The organism is Pseudomonas sp. PL-6 (assembly GCF_054110165.1).
Genome location: NZ_CM134189.1, coordinates 4,520,668 through 4,535,904, shown reverse-complemented (window position 1 = coordinate 4,535,904; position 15,237 = coordinate 4,520,668). Strand labels below are relative to the sequence as shown.

General features: G+C 67.5%; 16 protein-coding genes. 13 read left to right on the top strand and 3 right to left on the bottom strand.

Annotated features, from left to right (window positions below; genetic code table 11):
- Window positions 1-239: 239 nt before the first annotated feature.
- The 11 genes from ACW9UL_RS19760 (at window position 240) to lipB (ending at window position 10,383) form a co-directional block, all read left to right on the top strand.
- Window positions 240-1,505: a glutamate-5-semialdehyde dehydrogenase gene (locus ACW9UL_RS19760; protein WP_457788027.1), complete on the top strand. Its 1,266-nt coding sequence runs from the start codon at window positions 240-242 to the stop codon at window positions 1,503-1,505.
- A complete protein-coding gene (nadD, locus tag ACW9UL_RS19755) occupies window positions 1,505-2,182 on the top strand; it encodes a nicotinate-nucleotide adenylyltransferase (RefSeq protein WP_122108943.1) in 678 nt (225 codons plus the stop codon). The genes ACW9UL_RS19760 and nadD overlap by 1 nt, the downstream gene beginning before the upstream one ends.
- Window positions 2,183-2,249: 67 nt before the next feature.
- Window positions 2,250-2,603, top strand: a complete 354-nt coding sequence (gene rsfS / locus ACW9UL_RS19750; RefSeq protein ID WP_031302530.1) for a ribosome silencing factor — start codon at window positions 2,250-2,252, stop codon at window positions 2,601-2,603.
- Between the two features lie 9 nt (window positions 2,604-2,612).
- Window positions 2,613-3,080, top strand: coding sequence for a 23S rRNA (pseudouridine(1915)-N(3))-methyltransferase RlmH (rlmH, locus tag ACW9UL_RS19745; protein ID WP_021441823.1), 468 nt, complete (start codon window positions 2,613-2,615; stop codon window positions 3,078-3,080).
- 14 nt (window positions 3,081-3,094) lie between these two features.
- Window positions 3,095-4,984 carry a penicillin-binding protein 2 gene (gene mrdA / locus ACW9UL_RS19740; RefSeq protein ID WP_021441824.1) on the top strand — a complete coding sequence of 630 codons (1,890 nt, stop codon included), beginning with the start codon at window positions 3,095-3,097 and terminating at the stop codon, window positions 4,982-4,984.
- A 38-nt stretch (window positions 4,985-5,022) separates the two neighbouring features.
- Entirely contained in the window at window positions 5,023-6,126 is a 1,104-nt protein-coding gene (gene rodA, locus ACW9UL_RS19735) for a rod shape-determining protein RodA (RefSeq protein WP_457791000.1), read from the top strand.
- Between the two features lie 17 nt (window positions 6,127-6,143).
- A complete protein-coding gene (mltB, locus tag ACW9UL_RS19730) occupies window positions 6,144-7,148 on the top strand; it encodes a lytic murein transglycosylase B (protein ID WP_457788026.1) in 1,005 nt (334 codons plus the stop codon).
- Window positions 7,145-8,158, top strand: coding sequence for a septal ring lytic transglycosylase RlpA family protein (locus tag ACW9UL_RS19725; protein ID WP_021441827.1), 1,014 nt, complete (start codon window positions 7,145-7,147; stop codon window positions 8,156-8,158). The genes mltB and ACW9UL_RS19725 overlap by 4 nt, the downstream gene beginning before the upstream one ends.
- A gap of 111 nt (window positions 8,159-8,269) precedes the next feature.
- A complete protein-coding gene (locus ACW9UL_RS19720) occupies window positions 8,270-9,433 on the top strand; it encodes a D-alanyl-D-alanine carboxypeptidase family protein (RefSeq protein WP_021441828.1) in 1,164 nt (387 codons plus the stop codon).
- 54 nt (window positions 9,434-9,487) lie between these two features.
- Window positions 9,488-9,766 carry a DUF493 domain-containing protein gene (locus tag ACW9UL_RS19715; RefSeq protein ID WP_397497863.1) on the top strand — a complete coding sequence of 93 codons (279 nt, stop codon included), beginning with the start codon at window positions 9,488-9,490 and terminating at the stop codon, window positions 9,764-9,766.
- The gene (gene lipB, locus ACW9UL_RS19710) at window positions 9,766-10,383 is read left to right on the top strand and encodes a lipoyl(octanoyl) transferase LipB (protein WP_457788025.1); all 618 of its coding nucleotides are present in this window, start codon (window positions 9,766-9,768) and stop codon (window positions 10,381-10,383) included. The genes ACW9UL_RS19715 and lipB overlap by 1 nt, the downstream gene beginning before the upstream one ends.
- A 115-nt stretch (window positions 10,384-10,498) precedes the next feature.
- Here lipB and lipA read toward each other — a convergent pair whose 3' ends face one another.
- Window positions 10,499-11,551: a lipoyl synthase gene (gene lipA / locus ACW9UL_RS19705; protein ID WP_457788024.1), complete on the bottom strand. Its 1,053-nt coding sequence runs from the start codon at window positions 11,549-11,551 to the stop codon at window positions 10,499-10,501.
- Between the two features lie 156 nt (window positions 11,552-11,707).
- Entirely contained in the window at window positions 11,708-12,403 is a 696-nt protein-coding gene (locus ACW9UL_RS19700; RefSeq protein WP_457788023.1) for a winged helix-turn-helix transcriptional regulator, read from the bottom strand.
- A 98-nt stretch (window positions 12,404-12,501) separates the two neighbouring features.
- On the opposite strand from ACW9UL_RS19700, the gene ACW9UL_RS19695 reads away from it, so the two are divergent.
- Window positions 12,502-13,446: a carbon-nitrogen hydrolase family protein gene (locus tag ACW9UL_RS19695; protein ID WP_457788022.1), complete on the top strand. Its 945-nt coding sequence runs from the start codon at window positions 12,502-12,504 to the stop codon at window positions 13,444-13,446.
- A 13-nt stretch (window positions 13,447-13,459) separates the two neighbouring features.
- The gene (locus ACW9UL_RS19690) at window positions 13,460-13,900 is read left to right on the top strand and encodes a GFA family protein (RefSeq protein ID WP_457788021.1); all 441 of its coding nucleotides are present in this window, start codon (window positions 13,460-13,462) and stop codon (window positions 13,898-13,900) included.
- On the opposite strand, the gene ACW9UL_RS19685 is transcribed toward ACW9UL_RS19690, so the two are convergent.
- A complete protein-coding gene (locus tag ACW9UL_RS19685; RefSeq protein ID WP_122108948.1) occupies window positions 13,897-15,180 on the bottom strand; it encodes a lytic murein transglycosylase in 1,284 nt (427 codons plus the stop codon). The genes ACW9UL_RS19690 and ACW9UL_RS19685 overlap by 4 nt on opposite strands.
- Window positions 15,181-15,237: the final 57 nt, after the last annotated feature.

Sequence of the window (15,237 nt, the reverse complement as noted above, 5' to 3'; positions counted from 1 at the left end):
GTCGGACAAAACCTGAGCTTGAAGGTAAACATTGTGCCGGTTTTTGTTTACCCAACCTTCGGGCGGCCTGTGCCGGCGGGTGTCACCGTCGCACCGCCAGGCCCGCTGCCAGGGGCCTGGCGGCGTTACCGAGGGGGCCGGGCGAACGGCTTGTCTACCGCTTACCGGACGCCGCTGGGCGCGGCCTCGCGAGCCCGCTATAATCAGCCCCTTTTTTCAACTGCCAGACCTCCGCCGCCATGACCGAGTCCGTGCACGCTTACATGACCCGCCTGGGCCAGGCCGCCCGCCAGGCTTCGCGGGTGCTCGCCCGGGCCAGCACCGCGCAGAAGAACCGCGCCCTGCAGGCCGCCGCCGCCGCCCTCGACGCCGCCCGCGCCGAGCTTTCCGCCGCCAACGAACTGGACCTGGCCGCCGGCCGCGCCAGTGGCCTGGAGCCGGCCATGCTCGACCGCCTGGCGCTGACGCCGGCGGTGATCGACGGCATGATCGAAGGCCTGCGCCAGGTCGCGACCCTGCCCGACCCGATCGGCGAGATCCGTGACATGCGCTACCTGCCGTCCGGCATCCAGGTCGGCAAGATGCGCGTACCGCTGGGGGTGATCGGCATCATCTACGAGTCGCGGCCCAATGTGACCATCGACGCCGCCAGCCTGTGCCTGAAGTCCGGCAATGCCACCATCCTGCGTGGCGGCTCGGAGGCGATCCACTCCAACCGTGCCATCGCCGCCTGCATCCAGCAGGGCCTGGCCGAGTCCGGTCTGCCGGCCGCCTGCGTGCAGGTGGTGGAAACCACCGACCGCGCCGCGGTGGGCGAGCTGATCGCCATGCCGGAATTCGTCGACGTGATCGTGCCGCGCGGCGGCAAGGGCCTGATCGAGCGCATCAGTCGTGATGCCAAGGTGCCGGTGATCAAGCATCTGGACGGCGTCTGTCACGTCTATGTCGATGTGGCTGCCGATCTCGACAAGGCCATTCGCGTCTGCGACAACGCCAAGACCCAGCGCTATTCGCCGTGCAACGCCATGGAAACCCTGCTGGTGCACAAGGATATCGCCGCCCGCGTGCTGCCGCCGCTGGCCGCCATCTACCGCGACAAGGGCGTCGAGCTGCGTGGCGACGCAGCCACCCGCGAGCTGCTCGGCAGCGACGTGCTGGTGGCCAGCGAGGACGACTGGTTCGCCGAGTACAACGCGCCGATCCTGGCGATTCGCGTCGTCGATTCGCTGGAGGCGGCCATCGAGCACATCAACCACTATGGCTCGCAGCATACCGACGCCATCATCACCGAGAACTTCAGCGATGCGCGGCGTTTTCTCACCGAGGTGGACTCCGCCTCGGTGATGGTCAACGCTTCGACCCGTTTCGCCGATGGTTTCGAGTACGGCCTGGGCGCGGAGATCGGCATCTCCACCGACAAGCTGCACGCCCGCGGTCCGGTCGGCCTGGAGGGCCTGACCAGCGAGAAGTACGTGGTCTTCGGCGACGGACATATTCGCACCTGATGGCCAAGCCTGACGACGCCCGGGGCAGCGCCGCCCGACGCATCGGCCTGCTCGGCGGCACCTTCAATCCGGTGCATATCGGTCACCTGCGCGCGGCGCTGGAGGTGACCGAGTTCATGGGCCTGGACGAGTTGCGCCTGGTGCCCAGCGCGCGCCCGCCGCATCGCCAGGCGCCGCAGGTGAGCGCCGAGCAGCGTCTGGCCATGGTCGAGCTGGCGGTGGCCGGCGAGCCGCGGCTCAAGGTCGATGACCGCGAGCTGAAGCGCGACAAGCCGTCGTACACGGTGGACACCCTGGAGTCGCTGCGTGGCGAGCTGGCCGCGCACGACCAGCTGTTTCTCCTGCTTGGCTGGGACGCCTTCTGCGGCCTGCCGAGCTGGCACCGTTGGCAGGAGTTGCTCGACCACTGCCACCTGCTGGTGCTGCAGCGGCCGGATGCCGACAGCGAGGCGCCTGAGGCGCTGCGCGACCTGCTGGCGGCGCGCAGCGTCAGCGACCCGCTGAGCCTGCAGGGGCCGGGCGGGCAGATCAGTTTCATCTGGCAGACCCCGCTGGCGGTGTCGGCCACGCAGATTCGCCAGTTGCTGGCGGCCGGCAAATCGGCGCGTTTTCTGCTGCCGGATGCAGTACTGGCCTATATCCAGGCGCAGGGTTTGTATTCTGCGCCGCATGCTTGAAGCGTCGCGCATGTGCGCAGGCGTCCCATTACACGAGGCAAACGAGTCATTTATGAAGAAGCACAGCATGCCCAGCGACGAGCTGGTCAAGATCGCCGTCGCGGCGCTGGAAGAGATCAAGGCGAGCGACATCACCGTGATCGACGTCAAGGACAAGACCAGCATCACCGATTTCATGGTGATCGCCAGCGGTAGCTCCAGCCGTCAGGTCAAGGCGCTGGTGGACAACGTCCTGGAAAAGGTCAAGGAGCGCGGCGTGCGCCCGATCGGCAGCGAAGGCCTGGACAGCGGCGAATGGGCCCTGCTCGACCTGGGCGACATCGTCGTCCACGTGATGCTGCCCACCGCGCGTCAGTTCTACGACCTCGAGCGCCTGTGGCAGGGCGCCGAGCAGAGCCGCGCCCAGCACTCGGCCGAGTAAGCGCAAACCGTGCGGATCAAGCTGATCGCCGTCGGTTCGCGCATGCCGCGCTGGGTCGAGGAGGGCTGGCAGGAGTACGTCAAGCGCCTGCCGGCCGAGTTGCCGCTGGAGCTGGTGGAAATCCCGCTGAACACGCGCGGCAAGAACGCCGACGTCGCCCGCCTGATCCGTCAGGAGGGCGAGGCGATGCTGAGCAAGGTGCAGCCGGGCGAACGCATCGTCACCCTCGAGGTCCATGGCAAGCCGTGGAGCACCGAGCAGTTGGCCGCCGAGCTGGACCGCTGGCGCCTGGATGCGCGCACCGTCAACCTCATGGTCGGCGGCCCGGAAGGGCTGGCGCCGGAGGTCTGCGCGCGCAGCGAGCAGCGCTGGTCGCTGTCGCCGCTGACCCTGCCGCACCCGCTGGTGCGCATCCTGCTCGGCGAACAGATCTACCGGGCCTGGACCGTGCTGTCCGGCCATCCGTACCACAAGTGACCAAGTAAGCCACGATGCCGCAGCCGATTCGCCTCAAGGATCACGAAAAGGACGCCCGCCAGGTGCGCCGGCGCGTGCTGGTCGGCGGCGTCGCGATCCTGCTGCTGAGCGCCGTGCTGGTGGCGCGCATGTACTACCTGCAGGTGGTGCAGTACGAGCATCACACCACCCTGGCGGAGAACAACCGCATCCATGTGCAGCCGATTCCGCCGACCCGCGGGCTGATCTTCGACCGCAACGGCGTGATCATCGCCGACAACCGCCCCAGCTTCAGCCTCACCGTGACCCGCGAGCGCGCCGGCGACTGGCAGCAGGTGCTGGACGTGGTGGTCGAGGTGCTGGAGCTGTCGGCGGACGAGCGCGCCCTCTTCGAGAAGCGCGTGCGCCAGGGGCGGCGGCCGTTCGAGCCGGTGCCGATCCTGTTCGAGCTGTCCGAGGAGCAGATCGCCCGCATCGCGGTCAACCAGTTCCGCCTGCCCGGCGTCGAGGTGGCGGCGCAACTGGTACGCCACTACCCGCAGCGCGAGCATTTCGCCCATTCGGTGGGCTATGTCGGGCGGATCAACGAACAGGAGCTCAAGCGCCTCGACCCCACCGACTATGCCGGCACCCACCATATTGGCAAGACCGGCATCGAACGGTTCTACGAGGACGAGCTGCACGGCGAGGTGGGTTACGAGGAAGTCGAGACCAACGCCCGCGGCCGGGTGCTGCGGGTGCTCAACCGCATCGACCCGAAGCCGGGCAAGGACATAGTGCTGAGCCTCGACGTGCGCCTGCAGGAGGCGGCCGAGCACGCCCTGGGCGGGCGCCGCGGCGCGGTGGTGGCGATCCAGCCGCAGACCGGCGAGGTGCTGGCGATGGTCAGCCAGCCCAGCTTCGACCCCAACCCCTTCGTCACCGGCATCAGCTTCAAGGCCTATGGCGAGCTGCGCGACTCCATCGACCAGCCGCTGTACAACCGCGTGCTGCGCGGCCTCTACCCGCCGGGTTCGACCATCAAGCCGATGGTGGCGGTGGCCGGCCTCGATGCCGGGGTGGTCACGCCCACCTCGCGGGTATTCGACCCGGGCTTCTACCAGTTGCCCAATCACAGCCACAAGTACCGCAACTGGAACCGCAGCGGCGACGGCTGGGTCGACCTGGAACTGGCCATCGCCCGCTCCAACGACACCTACTTCTACGACCTGGCGCACAAGATGGGCGTCGACCGCATGCATGCCTATATGAGCCGCTTCGGCCTGGGCCAGCGCGTGGCGCTGGACATGTTCGAGGAAACCGCCGGGCTGATGCCGTCGCGCGACTGGAAGCGCGCGCGCTACCGCCAGCCCTGGTACCCGGGCGAGACGCTGATCCTCGGCATCGGCCAGGGCTACATGCAGACCACGCCGCTGCAGCTGGCCCAGGCCACCGCGCTGATGGCCACCCGCGGCAAGTGGATTCGCCCGCACCTGGCCAAGAGCATCGACGGCGCGCTGCCGGTCGATTCCAACCCGCTGCCGGACATCGTCCTGCGCGATGCGAAGTTCTGGGACTATGGCATCCGCGGCATGGAGCAGGTGCTGCACGGCGCCCGCGGCACCGCGCGCAAGGTCGGCGACAGCTCGGTCTACCGCATCGCCGGCAAGAGCGGCACGGCCCAGGTGGTGGCGATCAAGCAGGGCGAGAAGTACGACCGCGAGAAGCTGCAGGAACGCCACCGCGACCACGCCCTGTTCGTCGCCTTCGCCCCGGCGCAGAACCCGCAGATCGCCGTGGCGGTGATGGTGGAGAACGGCGAGTCCGGTTCCGGCGTGGCGGCGCCGGTGGTCAAGCAGGTGATGGACGCCTGGCTGCTGGACGACGGTGGCCAGCTCAAGGCCGAATACGCACCGGCGCAGAGCGCCGAGGTCAGTCAACGATGATGAGCAATTTCGACCGTACCCTGTCCGACGAGGACGTGCTGCGCCGCCGTGCCGGCCTGTTGCAGCGTCTGCATATCGACGGCTGGCTGCTGCTGCTGTTGCTGATCCTCGGCGCCGGCAGCCTGTTCATCCTCTATTCGGCCAGCGGCAAGAACGTCGACCTGCTGCTCAAGCAGGCCACCTCGTTCGGCATCGGTCTGACCGGCATGCTGGTGATCGCCCAGTTCGATCCGCGCTTCATGGCGCGCTGGGTGCCGCTGGCCTACCTGGGCGGCGTCGGCCTGCTGGTGGTGGTCGAGGTGATGGGCCACACCGCCATGGGCGCCACGCGCTGGATCAACATTCCCGGGGTGATCCGCTTCCAGCCCTCGGAAATCCTCAAGATCATCATGCCGATGACGGTCGCCTGGTACCTGGCCAAGCGCAGCCTGCCGCCGCGGCCCAAGCACGTGCTCGTCTGCCTGGCGATGATCGGCGTGCCCTTCGTGCTGATCCTCAAGCAGCCGGACCTGGGCACCTCGCTGCTGATCCTCGCCTCGGGCGCCTTCGTGGTGTTCATGGCCGGTCTGCAGTGGCGCTGGATCCTCGGCGCGGTGGCGGCGGTGGTGCCGATCGCGGTGGGCATGTGGTACTTCGTCATGCACGACTACCAGAAGCGCCGCGTGCTGACCTTCCTCAACCCGGAGAGCGATCCGCTGGGCTCGGGCTGGAACATCATCCAGTCCAAGGCGGCAATCGGCTCCGGCGGCGTGCTGGGCAAGGGCTGGCTGCTGGGCACCCAGTCGCACCTGGATTTTTTGCCGGAAAGCCATACGGACTTTATCATTGCCGTGCTCGCCGAAGAGTTCGGCCTGGTCGGCGTCTGCCTGCTGCTGCTGTTGTACCTGCTGCTGATCGCGCGCGGCCTGGTGATCACCGCCCAGGCGCAGACGCTGTTCGGCAAGCTGCTGGCGGGCGCGCTGACCATGACCTTCTTCGTCTATGTGTTCGTCAACATCGGCATGGTCAGCGGCCTGTTGCCGGTGGTGGGGGTGCCGCTGCCGTTCATTAGTTACGGCGGAACCCATCTGGTGACGCTACTGTCAGGTTTTGGGGTCTTGATGGCGATCCACACCCATAGAAAGTGGATCGCACAGGTTTGATTGGGGTAATGAATTCAATGCATCTACTGCGCGGCTGGGCAGCTCGAACGCTTTTGGGGATAGGCCTGGCGGGGGTATCCGGCGCCCAGGCACTGGCCGCCGATTACGACGGCTCGCCGCAGGTGGCCGAGTTCGTCGAGGAAATGACCCGCGACTACGGTTTCGCCAGCGAGCAACTGCTCGCTCTGTTCGCCGAGGTGGAGCGCAAGCAGGCGATTCTCGACGCCATCTCGCGCCCGGCGGAGAAGGTCAAGCCGTGGAAGGACTACCGGCCGATCTTTATCACCGACAAGCGCATCGCCCAGGGCGTCGACTTCTGGCGCCGGCACCAGGCCGCGCTGGACAAGGCCGAGGCCGAGTACGGCGTGCCGGCGCAGTTCATCGTCGCCATCATCGGCGTGGAAACCTTCTACGGCGGCAACACCGGCAGCTGGCGGGTGATGGACGCGCTGTCCACCCTGGCCTTCGACTATCCGCCGCGCGCGCCCTTCTTCCGCAAGGAGCTGCGCGAATTCCTCATGCTGACCCGCGAGGAGCAGGTCGACCCGATCAGCCTCAAGGGCTCCTACGCCGGCGCCATGGGCCTGCCGCAGTTCATGCCGAGCAGCTTCCGCGCCTACGCGGTGGATTTCGACGGCGACGGCCATATCAATATCTGGAGCAACCCCACCGATGCCATCGGCAGCGTCGCCAGCTACTTCAAGCGCCACGGCTGGCAGGCCGGCGGCCAGGTGGCCAGTCGCGTCCAGGTCAGCGGCGCGCGCGTCGACGAGGGTCTGACCCAGGGCCTGGACCCGGTGAAGACGGTCGCCGAGCTGCGCGCACTGGGCTGGCAGGCGCAGGATCCGCTGGCCGACGACTTGCCGGTGACCGCGTTCCGCCTGGAAGGCGCCGAGGGCGACGAATACTGGTTCGGCCTGCCCAACTTCTACACCATCACCCGTTACAACCGCAGCGTGATGTACGCCATGGCGGTCAACCAGCTTGCCGAACTCTTGGTCGACGCGCGGGGGCAGCGATGAACAGCTGCAAACTGCTGCCGCTGGCCGTCTGCGTGGCCGCCGCGCTGCTGCTGGCGAGCTGTTCGTCGAAGCGGGCGCCGCAAACCGTGGCGACGCCCAGCGCGCCGGCGGGGATTTCCGGACCGGGCGACTTCAACCGCCCGCACAAGGACGGCGCGCCCTGGTGGGACGTCGACGTGTCGCGGATTCCCGACGCCATCCCCATGCCGCACTACGGGCCGGTCAAGGCCAGCCCCTACGTGGTGTTCGGCCAGCAGTACTACCCGATCCAGGACGCCCGTCGCTACCAGGCGGTGGGCCCGGCCTCCTGGTACGGCACCAAGTTCCACGGCCAGGCCACCGCCAACGGCGAGACCTACGACCTGTACGGCATGACCGCGGCGCACAAGACCCTGCCGCTGCCGAGCTACGTGCGGGTGACCAACCTGGAGAACGGCAAGACGGTGATCCTGCGGGTCAACGACCGCGGGCCGTTCTACTCCGACCGCATCATCGACCTGTCCTTCGCCGCGGCGAAGAAGCTCGGCTATGCCGAGAAGGGCACCGCGCGGGTCAAGGTCGAGGGCATCGACCCGCACGAGTGGTGGGCGCAGCAGGGCCGTCCGGTACCGCTGGTGCTGGCGGGCAGCCAGCCGGCCAAGGCCGCCGTGGCGCAGCCCGTGGCCCAGCCGCTGCCGCAGGTGCTCGAGCAGTATTCGCCGCCGCCGGCGCAGCACGCCGCGGCCGTGCTGCCGGTGCAGATCGACGCAAAAAAAAACGATTCACTCGCAGCCTCTGGCCTGTATCTCCAGGTGGCAGCCTTCGCCAATCCGGACGCTGCGGAGCTGCTCAAGGCCAAGCTGAGCCAGACGGTGAGTGCCCCGGTGTTCATCAGCTCAGTGGTGCGCGACCAGCAGATTCTCCATCGCGTACGCCTGGGCCCGATCGGCAGCCAGGGCGAGGCTGAGCAGCTGCAGAGCAGCGTGCGCCTGGCCAACCTGGGTCAGCCGACCCTGGTGCGTGCCGATTGATGGCACTTAACCGGCATTTGCCGGACTAACCCCAGGTCCGCCGCTTGCGGCGGATCGAGCGCAGGCCCTGCGGGGCCATTCAACACCCATGCAACGACTTTCGAGAGACGGATGAATATCACCAGCTTCGCGCAACGTGCTTCCCTGTTCCTGACCCTACTGGCCGCGCCGCTCGCCTGGGCCAGCCAGCAGCAGGTGATCCCGGCGCCGCCGCAACTGGCGGCGACCTCCTATGTGCTGATGGACGCCGCCAGCGGCAACGTGCTGGTGGAGAACAATGGCGATCAGCGCCTGCCGCCGGCCAGCCTGACCAAGCTGATGACCGCCTATATCGCCACCCTGGAGATCAATCGCGGCCAGATCAAGGAAAGCGACCTGGTGCGCATCAGCGAGAAGGCCTGGCGCATGGGCGGCTCGAAGATGTTCATCGAGGTGGGCAAGGAAGTCTCGGTCGACGACCTGCTGCACGGCATCATCATCCAGTCCGGCAACGACGCCAGCGTGGCCATCGCCGAGCATATCGCCGGCAGCGAAGAGGCCTTCGCCGACATGATGAACAGCCATGGCCAGCGTCTCGGCCTGACCAACAGCCACTTCATGAACTCCACCGGCTGGCCGGATCCGGAGCACTACTCCTCGGCCCACGACATGGCCAAGCTGGCCCGCGCCATCATCTTCGAGGACCAGGCCCACTACGCCATCTACGCGCAGAAGGAGTTCCTCTGGAACGGCATCAAGCAGCCCAACCGCAACCTGCTGCTGTGGCGCGACAAGACCGTCGACGGCCTGAAGACCGGCCACACCGAAGAAGCCGGCTACTGCCTGGTCGCCTCCGCCGTGCGCGACGGCCAGCGCCTGATCGCCGCGGTGTTCGGCACCGTCAGCGAGCAGGCTCGCGCCGCCGAGGTGCAGAAACTGCTGACCTACGGCTTCCGCTTCTTCGAGACCCGCACCTTCTACCAGAAGGGCGCCGAACTGGCCCAGGCCGACGTGTGGAAGGGCGCCAGCCGCCAGGTCAAGGCCGGTCTGGCCGAGGACCTGACCCTGACTCTGCCCAAGGGCCAGCTGGAAAAACTGCAGGCCGGCATGACCCTCAACCCGCAGCTGATCGCCCCTATCCAGCAGGGCGACGTGATCGGCAAGGTCGAGGTCAAACTGGGCGAGCAGGTGGTGCACAGCGCCGATCTGGTGGCCCTGGAAGCCGTCGAGGAAGGTGGCCTGCTGCGCCGTCTGTGGGACAGCATCCGCCTGTTCTTCTTCGGCCTGTTCAACTGATAGCGCCCGGCCGCGCCAGCCCGGCGTGGCCCTTTTCCTGGACGGGCACAAGCCATGACCGATAGCGACGTTCAAGCCCCGAAAATCGAATTCCCCTGCGAGCGTTACCCGATCAAGGTGATCGGCACCGCCGGCGAGGGCTTCTCCGATCTGGTGATCGAAGTGATCCAGCGCCACGCGCCGGATCTGGATGCCTCCACCCTGGTGATGCGCGACAGCCGCAACGGCAACTTCCTCTCGGTGCAGGTGCTGATCACCGCCACCAGCGTCGAGCAGCTGCAGGCCATCCACCTCGACCTGCGCGCCACCGGCCGCGTGCATATGGTGCTCTAGTGCCCGAGCTCGTCGTTCGTCGTCTGGGGCTGGTCGACTATCAACCGACCCTGGAGGCCATGCGTCGACTGACCAGCGAGCGCGATGCGCAGACGCCGGATGAGATCTGGTTGCTGCAGCACCCCAAGGTGTTCACCCAGGGCCAGGCCGGCAAGGCCGAGCACCTGCTGGCGCCGGGCGACATCCCGGTGATCCAGGTCGAGCGCGGCGGCCAGGTCACCTACCACGGCCCAGGCCAGCTGGTGGCCTACCTGATGCTGGATCTGCGCCGCCTGGAGCTGGGCGTGCGCGAGCTGGTCACCGTCATGGAGCAGAGCCTGGTGGATGTGCTGGCCGGCTACGGCATCGCGGCGGCGCCTAAGGCCGACGCGCCGGGTGTGTACGTGGCCGGCGACAAGATCGCCTCGCTGGGCCTGCGGGTCAGCCGCGGCTGCTCATTCCACGGCCTGGCGCTGAACGTCGACATGGACATGACGCCCTTCCTGCGCATCAACCCCTGCGGCTACGCCGGGCTGAAGATGGTGCAGATGCGCGACCTGCTCGCCGCGCCGCCTGCGCTCGACGAGGTGGCGCAGCGCCTGGAGCAGGCGCTGCGCCATAGATTGGGATATTCCTAGGTCGCGCGTTCACCGAGGATCCGGCCTCGAGCCAGTGGTGCGCACGGCGCACCCTGCTCTCAGCAACGAAAAAGGGACGCCGAGGCGTCCCTTTCGTTTGTCTTGAAGAGCTGGCTCAGTTGAGGTTCAGCGCCGGAATCAGGCTGGCGTCGACTTCCTGCCCAGGCACTGGTACCGGCGCGGCCAGGCCCAGGTTGTTCTTCTCGAACACCCGGTCGGCGCGGTAGCTGGAGCGCACCAGCGGGCCGGCGGCGACTTCCATGAAGCCTTTCGCCAGGCCGATATCGCGGAACCGATTGAATTCCTCGGGGCTGACCCAGCGTTGCACCTTCAGGTGGTTGCGCGTCGGCTGCAGGTACTGGCCGAGGGTGAGGATGTCCACGCCGATGGCGCGCAGGTCGTCCATGGTCTGGATGACTTCTTCGTCGCTCTCGCCCAGGCCGAGCATCAGGCTGGTCTTGGTCAGCACGTCCGGACGGTGGCGCTTGGCGTGGGCCAGCACGCCCAGGGTCTTCTCGTAGCCGGCGCGCGGGTCGCGCACCACGTGGGTCAGGCGCTTGACCGTCTCGACGTTCTGCGCGAATACCTCCAGGCCCGAGTCCACCACCTTCTCGATGGCCGACAGGTCGCCGTCGAAATCGGGGGTCAGGGCTTCCACCACCACCTGCGGGGTGTTGTCCTTGATCGCCCGCACGCAGGCGGCGTAGTGGCTGGCGCCGCCGTCGTCGAGGTCGTCGCGGTCTACCGAGGTCAGCACGATATAGCGCAGCGCCATCAGCTCCACCGACTTGGCGGTGTTCTGCGGCTCTTCCAGGTCCAGCCAGCCGTTCGGGTTGCCGGTGTCCACCGCGCAGAAGCGGCAGGCGCGGGTGCAGACCGAGCCCATCAGCATGATGGTGGCGGTACCGTTGGACCAGCACTCGCCCATGTTCGGGCAGTGCGATTCCTGGCACACGGTGCTCAGGCGATGTTCGCCGACGTTGCGCTTGACCGCCTCGAAGCGGCTGCCGCCGGGCGCCTTGACCCGCAGCCACTTGGGCTTGGGCTCGAACACCTGGGGCTCGGCCGAGGCGCGGCGCTTCTGGCCATCCTTGATCGCAGTGATGCCCTGAGCGGTGCGGAATTTGTCGCCGCTGGCAACGGGTTTGGGCGAGGATGTGTCTGACATCGGCAATCTGGACTCCGGTAGAGGCCCCGAGGGGCTTGCGGCCGGCGGCAGTTTATCACAGAAGGGGGCGGCGGACGTCCTGCCGACAGTCGACCGCTCTGCGCCAGGCAGGCGCTGTGAGGCATTCAGGTCGCGGTGAGCCGAGGCTGCGCGGGGTCAGCTCGTCGAGCCGCGATGTGCCCGGCGTAGCGGCGCGAAGGCGCTGGTGCCCAGCCAGGCCCATAGCTGTCTGGCGAAAAGGGCCTGGCCCGCCACCTGCACGTCGTCGTTGTGCAGGGCATCCTGCGCGTCGCGATCGCCGGTCCATATCTCGGTCAGTGTACGCACGCTGCACCTCATCAGCAGGGTTGGTACCTGGCCGGGATCGTCGCGACACAGGTCCGCGATTCCGGCTTCCACCACCAGCCACCAGTGGCGTTCCCCTGGACGCGCATCGTGCAGGTCAAACTGGATGATCACCGGTTGCGCCGGGAACAGCTCCAGGTGGACGAAGCGGCGGATATCCCACATCAGCAGTCCGGCATCCAGCTCGTCGTCGCGCAAGCGGCTGCCGATCCAGCGTGCGCCCCACTGGCCGAGTGCCATGATCACCGGACGAAGCTCTTCGCCCGCCTCGGTCAGGTGATAGTTCCAGACCTTGCCCGCCGCTTCGCGGCGAATCACGCCGATTTCTTCCAGGTGGCGCAGACGCTGGGCGAGAAGGCTGGTCGACATGCGTGGCACGCCGCGATGCAGTTCGTTGAAACGCTTGCTGCCACACAGCAGCTCGCGTATCACCAGGGGCGTCCAGCGTTCGCAGAGAGCCTCGGCGCCGCGGGCCACGGTGCAGAACTGGCCATAGCTGTCTTCCACCTCGCCCACCTCCGCTCGCCAACACTTCAGATTCTGGACTAGCCGGGGCATTTCGCCAGTCTCAGGCTGGGACCTCCAGTCCGAACGAGGATCAGGTCATGAGCAGAATCGCAATCATCCAACGCCCACCGGTGCTGCTCGACCGCGAGGCGAGTCTGGAGCGTGCGCTGCAGTCAGTAGAGGAAGCCGCAGCCACCGGTGCCGAGCTGGTGGTGCTGCCGGAACTCTACATCCCCGGCTATCCCTCGTGGATTTGGCGCCTGGCACCGGGGCGCGATGGCGCGTTGAGCAGCCAGTTGCATGCCCGCTTGCAGGCCAATGCGATCGACCTCGGCGCCGGTGACCTGCAGCCCCTGTGTCAGGTGGCACGCGAGCGGCGAGTCAGCCTGGTGTGCGGTTTCCATGAGTGTGAGCGACGCCTGGGCGGTGGCACGCTGTACAACAGCGTGGCGCTGATCGGCACCGACGGCGAGCTGAAGAACCACCACCGAAAGCTCATGCCGACCAATCCGGAGCGCATGGTGCACGGGCTCGGCGACGCTTCCGGGTTACGGGTAGTGGACACCCCGGTGGGGAGAGTGGGCTGCCTGATCTGCTGGGAGAACTATATGCCCCTGGCGCGTTACGCGCTCTACGCCCAGGGTGTGGAGATCTATCTGGCGCCTACCTACGACAGTGGCGAGGGCTGGCTGTGCAGCATGCGCCACATCGCCCTGGAAGGGCGTTGCTGGGTGCTGGGCAGCGGTTCGTTGTTGCGTGGCCGCGATATTCCGGCAGATTTCCCGGGGCGTGAGCAGCTGTTCGCGGACCCCGAAGAGTGGATCAACGATGGCGACTCGGTAGTTGTGGATCCAGGCGGCAAGGTGGTGGCAGGGCCGATGCATCGCGAGGAAGGCATCCTCTATGCCGATATCGACGCCGCCCGGGTTGCCCCGGCGCGGCGCACCCTGGACGTGAGCGGTCACTACGGCCGGCCCGATATCTTCGACCTGAAAGTGCATAGAAACCCGGCGCAGGCGCTGCGCTTTGTCGATGATTGCTGAGGAGGGGTGAGTGATGAACGAGAAGCTGGCACATGTAGGGCGCTGCTTCTGTGGCGCCGTCGAGGTGCGTGTCCGCGGTGAGCCGCAAGCCATGGGTTTCTGTCACTGCGAATCCTGTCGACACTGGTCGGCCGGCCCGGTCAATGCCTTCAGCTTGTGGCGGCCGCAGGACTTCGAGCTGCTGCAGGGCGCGGAACACCTGGGCTGCTATGCCGGCACTCCCGGCAGCCGGCGGCACTGGTGTACCCGTTGTGGTGGCCACCTGTTCACCGAGCATCCGCAGGCCGGCCTGGTTGACGTCTACGCCGCACTGTTGCCGAGTCTGGAGTTTCGGCCCAGCGTCCATGTGCACTATCAGGAACGGGTACTGGCCATCGCCGACGGCATGCCCAAGTTCAGGGACCTGCCGGCGCCGATGGGCGGCTCGGGAAGGCTCCTGGACGAATCCGCCTAGCGCCCGCGCAACTGCTTGAGCAGTTCCTCGTTGGGGTAGCCGTCCGCCGGCCAGTTCAGCTGCAGCTGCAGGGCGCGGATCGCCTTGCGCGTATTGGCGCCGATGATGCCGTCGGCCGGGCCCGGGTCGAAACCGTTCATCGCCAGCAGTTCCTGCAGCTCGATGCGCTCGCTGCGGCCCAGCTGGCGTTCGCCGCGCGGCCAGCTGCCCTGGACTTCGGTGGGGCGCAGCAGGTTGTCGGCGAGCAGGCCGATGGCCAGGGCGTAGGAGGTGGAGTTGTTGTACTTGAGGATGCTGCGGAAGTTGTCCAGCAGCAGGAAGGCCGGGCCGCGATGGCCGGCGGGCAGCAGCAGGTTGGCGCGGGCGCTGGCGGCGGCGCCGGTCGGGGCGATCGGGCGGACGCCGAGTTCGGCCCATTCGGCCAGGCTGCGGCGCTGCTCCGGGTCGGCCAGGGCGTAGTCGAAGCCGGCCGGCAGGCGCACCTCGAAGCCCCAGGGCTGACCGCGCTGCCAGCCCGAGGCCTGCAGGTAGTGGGCGGCGGAGGCCAGGGCGTCGCTCGAGGAATTCCACAGATCGCGCTTGCCGTCGCCGTCGAAGTCCACCGCGTGCTGGTTGTAGGTGGTCGGCATGAACTGGGTCTGACCCATGGCGCCGGCCCAGGAGCCGATCATGCGCTCGCCGGCGATGTCGCCGTGCTGCAGGATCTGCAGGGCGGCCAGCAGCTGGCTGCGCCAGAAGCCCTGGCGGCGTCCCTCGAAGGCCAGGGTGGCGAGGGAGCGGATCACGCTGTGGCTGCCGATATTGCTGCCGAAGTTGCTCTCCAGGCCCCAGATCGCCACCAGCACCTGGGCCTCGACGCCATATTGCCGCTCGATGCGTTGCAGCACGGCGTTGTGCTGGGCCAGCAGCACGCGGCCGCGGCCGATGCGGCTGGCGGACACCGCGCCGTCGAGGTATTCCCACACCGGGCGGGTGAATTCCGGCTGGCTGCTGTCGGCCTTGAGCACGGCCGGGTCGGGGCTGATGGCGGCGAATACGCGGTCGAACAGGGCGGCGTCGATGCCGGCGGCCAGCGCTTCGTCGCGCAGGGCCTGGCGCCATTCGGCGAAGCTCGGCGCGGGCTGCGCGATCGGCTCGGCCGGGATCGGGGCGAGCATGGCGCTGGCGTTGCTCGTGGTGGGCAGGTTCTCGGCCGGTGCCTGGGCACAGGCGGTCAGCAGGAGCAGGGGCAGCAGGTGCATGGCCGTGGCCAGAGCACGGCGCGGGAAATGGGGCGACATGTCTATCTCGAAGCGTTTTGCAGGCGGCTACCTTAGCATGCCGACGCCGCGAACAGG

Bases quoted from the DNA above. Each gene is read 5' to 3' on its own strand.
- ACW9UL_RS19760 (WP_457788027.1), top strand. From the start codon at position 240: ATGACCGAGTCCGTGCACGCTTACATGACCCGCCTGGGCCAGGCCGCC.
- ACW9UL_RS19685 (WP_122108948.1), bottom strand. From the start codon at position 15,180: ATGTCGCCCCATTTCCCGCGCCGTGCTCTGGCCACGGCCATGCACCTG.
- nadD (WP_122108943.1), top strand. From the start codon at position 1,505: ATGGCCAAGCCTGACGACGCCCGGGGCAGCGCCGCCCGACGCATCGGC.
- ACW9UL_RS19725 (WP_021441827.1), top strand. From the start codon at position 7,145: ATGAACAGCTGCAAACTGCTGCCGCTGGCCGTCTGCGTGGCCGCCGCG.
- ACW9UL_RS19720 (WP_021441828.1), top strand. From the start codon at position 8,270: ATGAATATCACCAGCTTCGCGCAACGTGCTTCCCTGTTCCTGACCCTA.
- mltB (WP_457788026.1), top strand. From the start codon at position 6,144: ATGCATCTACTGCGCGGCTGGGCAGCTCGAACGCTTTTGGGGATAGGC.
- lipA (WP_457788024.1), bottom strand. From the start codon at position 11,551: ATGTCAGACACATCCTCGCCCAAACCCGTTGCCAGCGGCGACAAATTC.
- mrdA (WP_021441824.1), top strand. From the start codon at position 3,095: ATGCCGCAGCCGATTCGCCTCAAGGATCACGAAAAGGACGCCCGCCAG.
- ACW9UL_RS19690 (WP_457788021.1), top strand. From the start codon at position 13,460: ATGAACGAGAAGCTGGCACATGTAGGGCGCTGCTTCTGTGGCGCCGTC.
- rsfS (WP_031302530.1), top strand. From the start codon at position 2,250: ATGCCCAGCGACGAGCTGGTCAAGATCGCCGTCGCGGCGCTGGAAGAG.
- ACW9UL_RS19695 (WP_457788022.1), top strand. From the start codon at position 12,502: ATGAGCAGAATCGCAATCATCCAACGCCCACCGGTGCTGCTCGACCGC.
- ACW9UL_RS19715 (WP_397497863.1), top strand. From the start codon at position 9,488: ATGACCGATAGCGACGTTCAAGCCCCGAAAATCGAATTCCCCTGCGAG.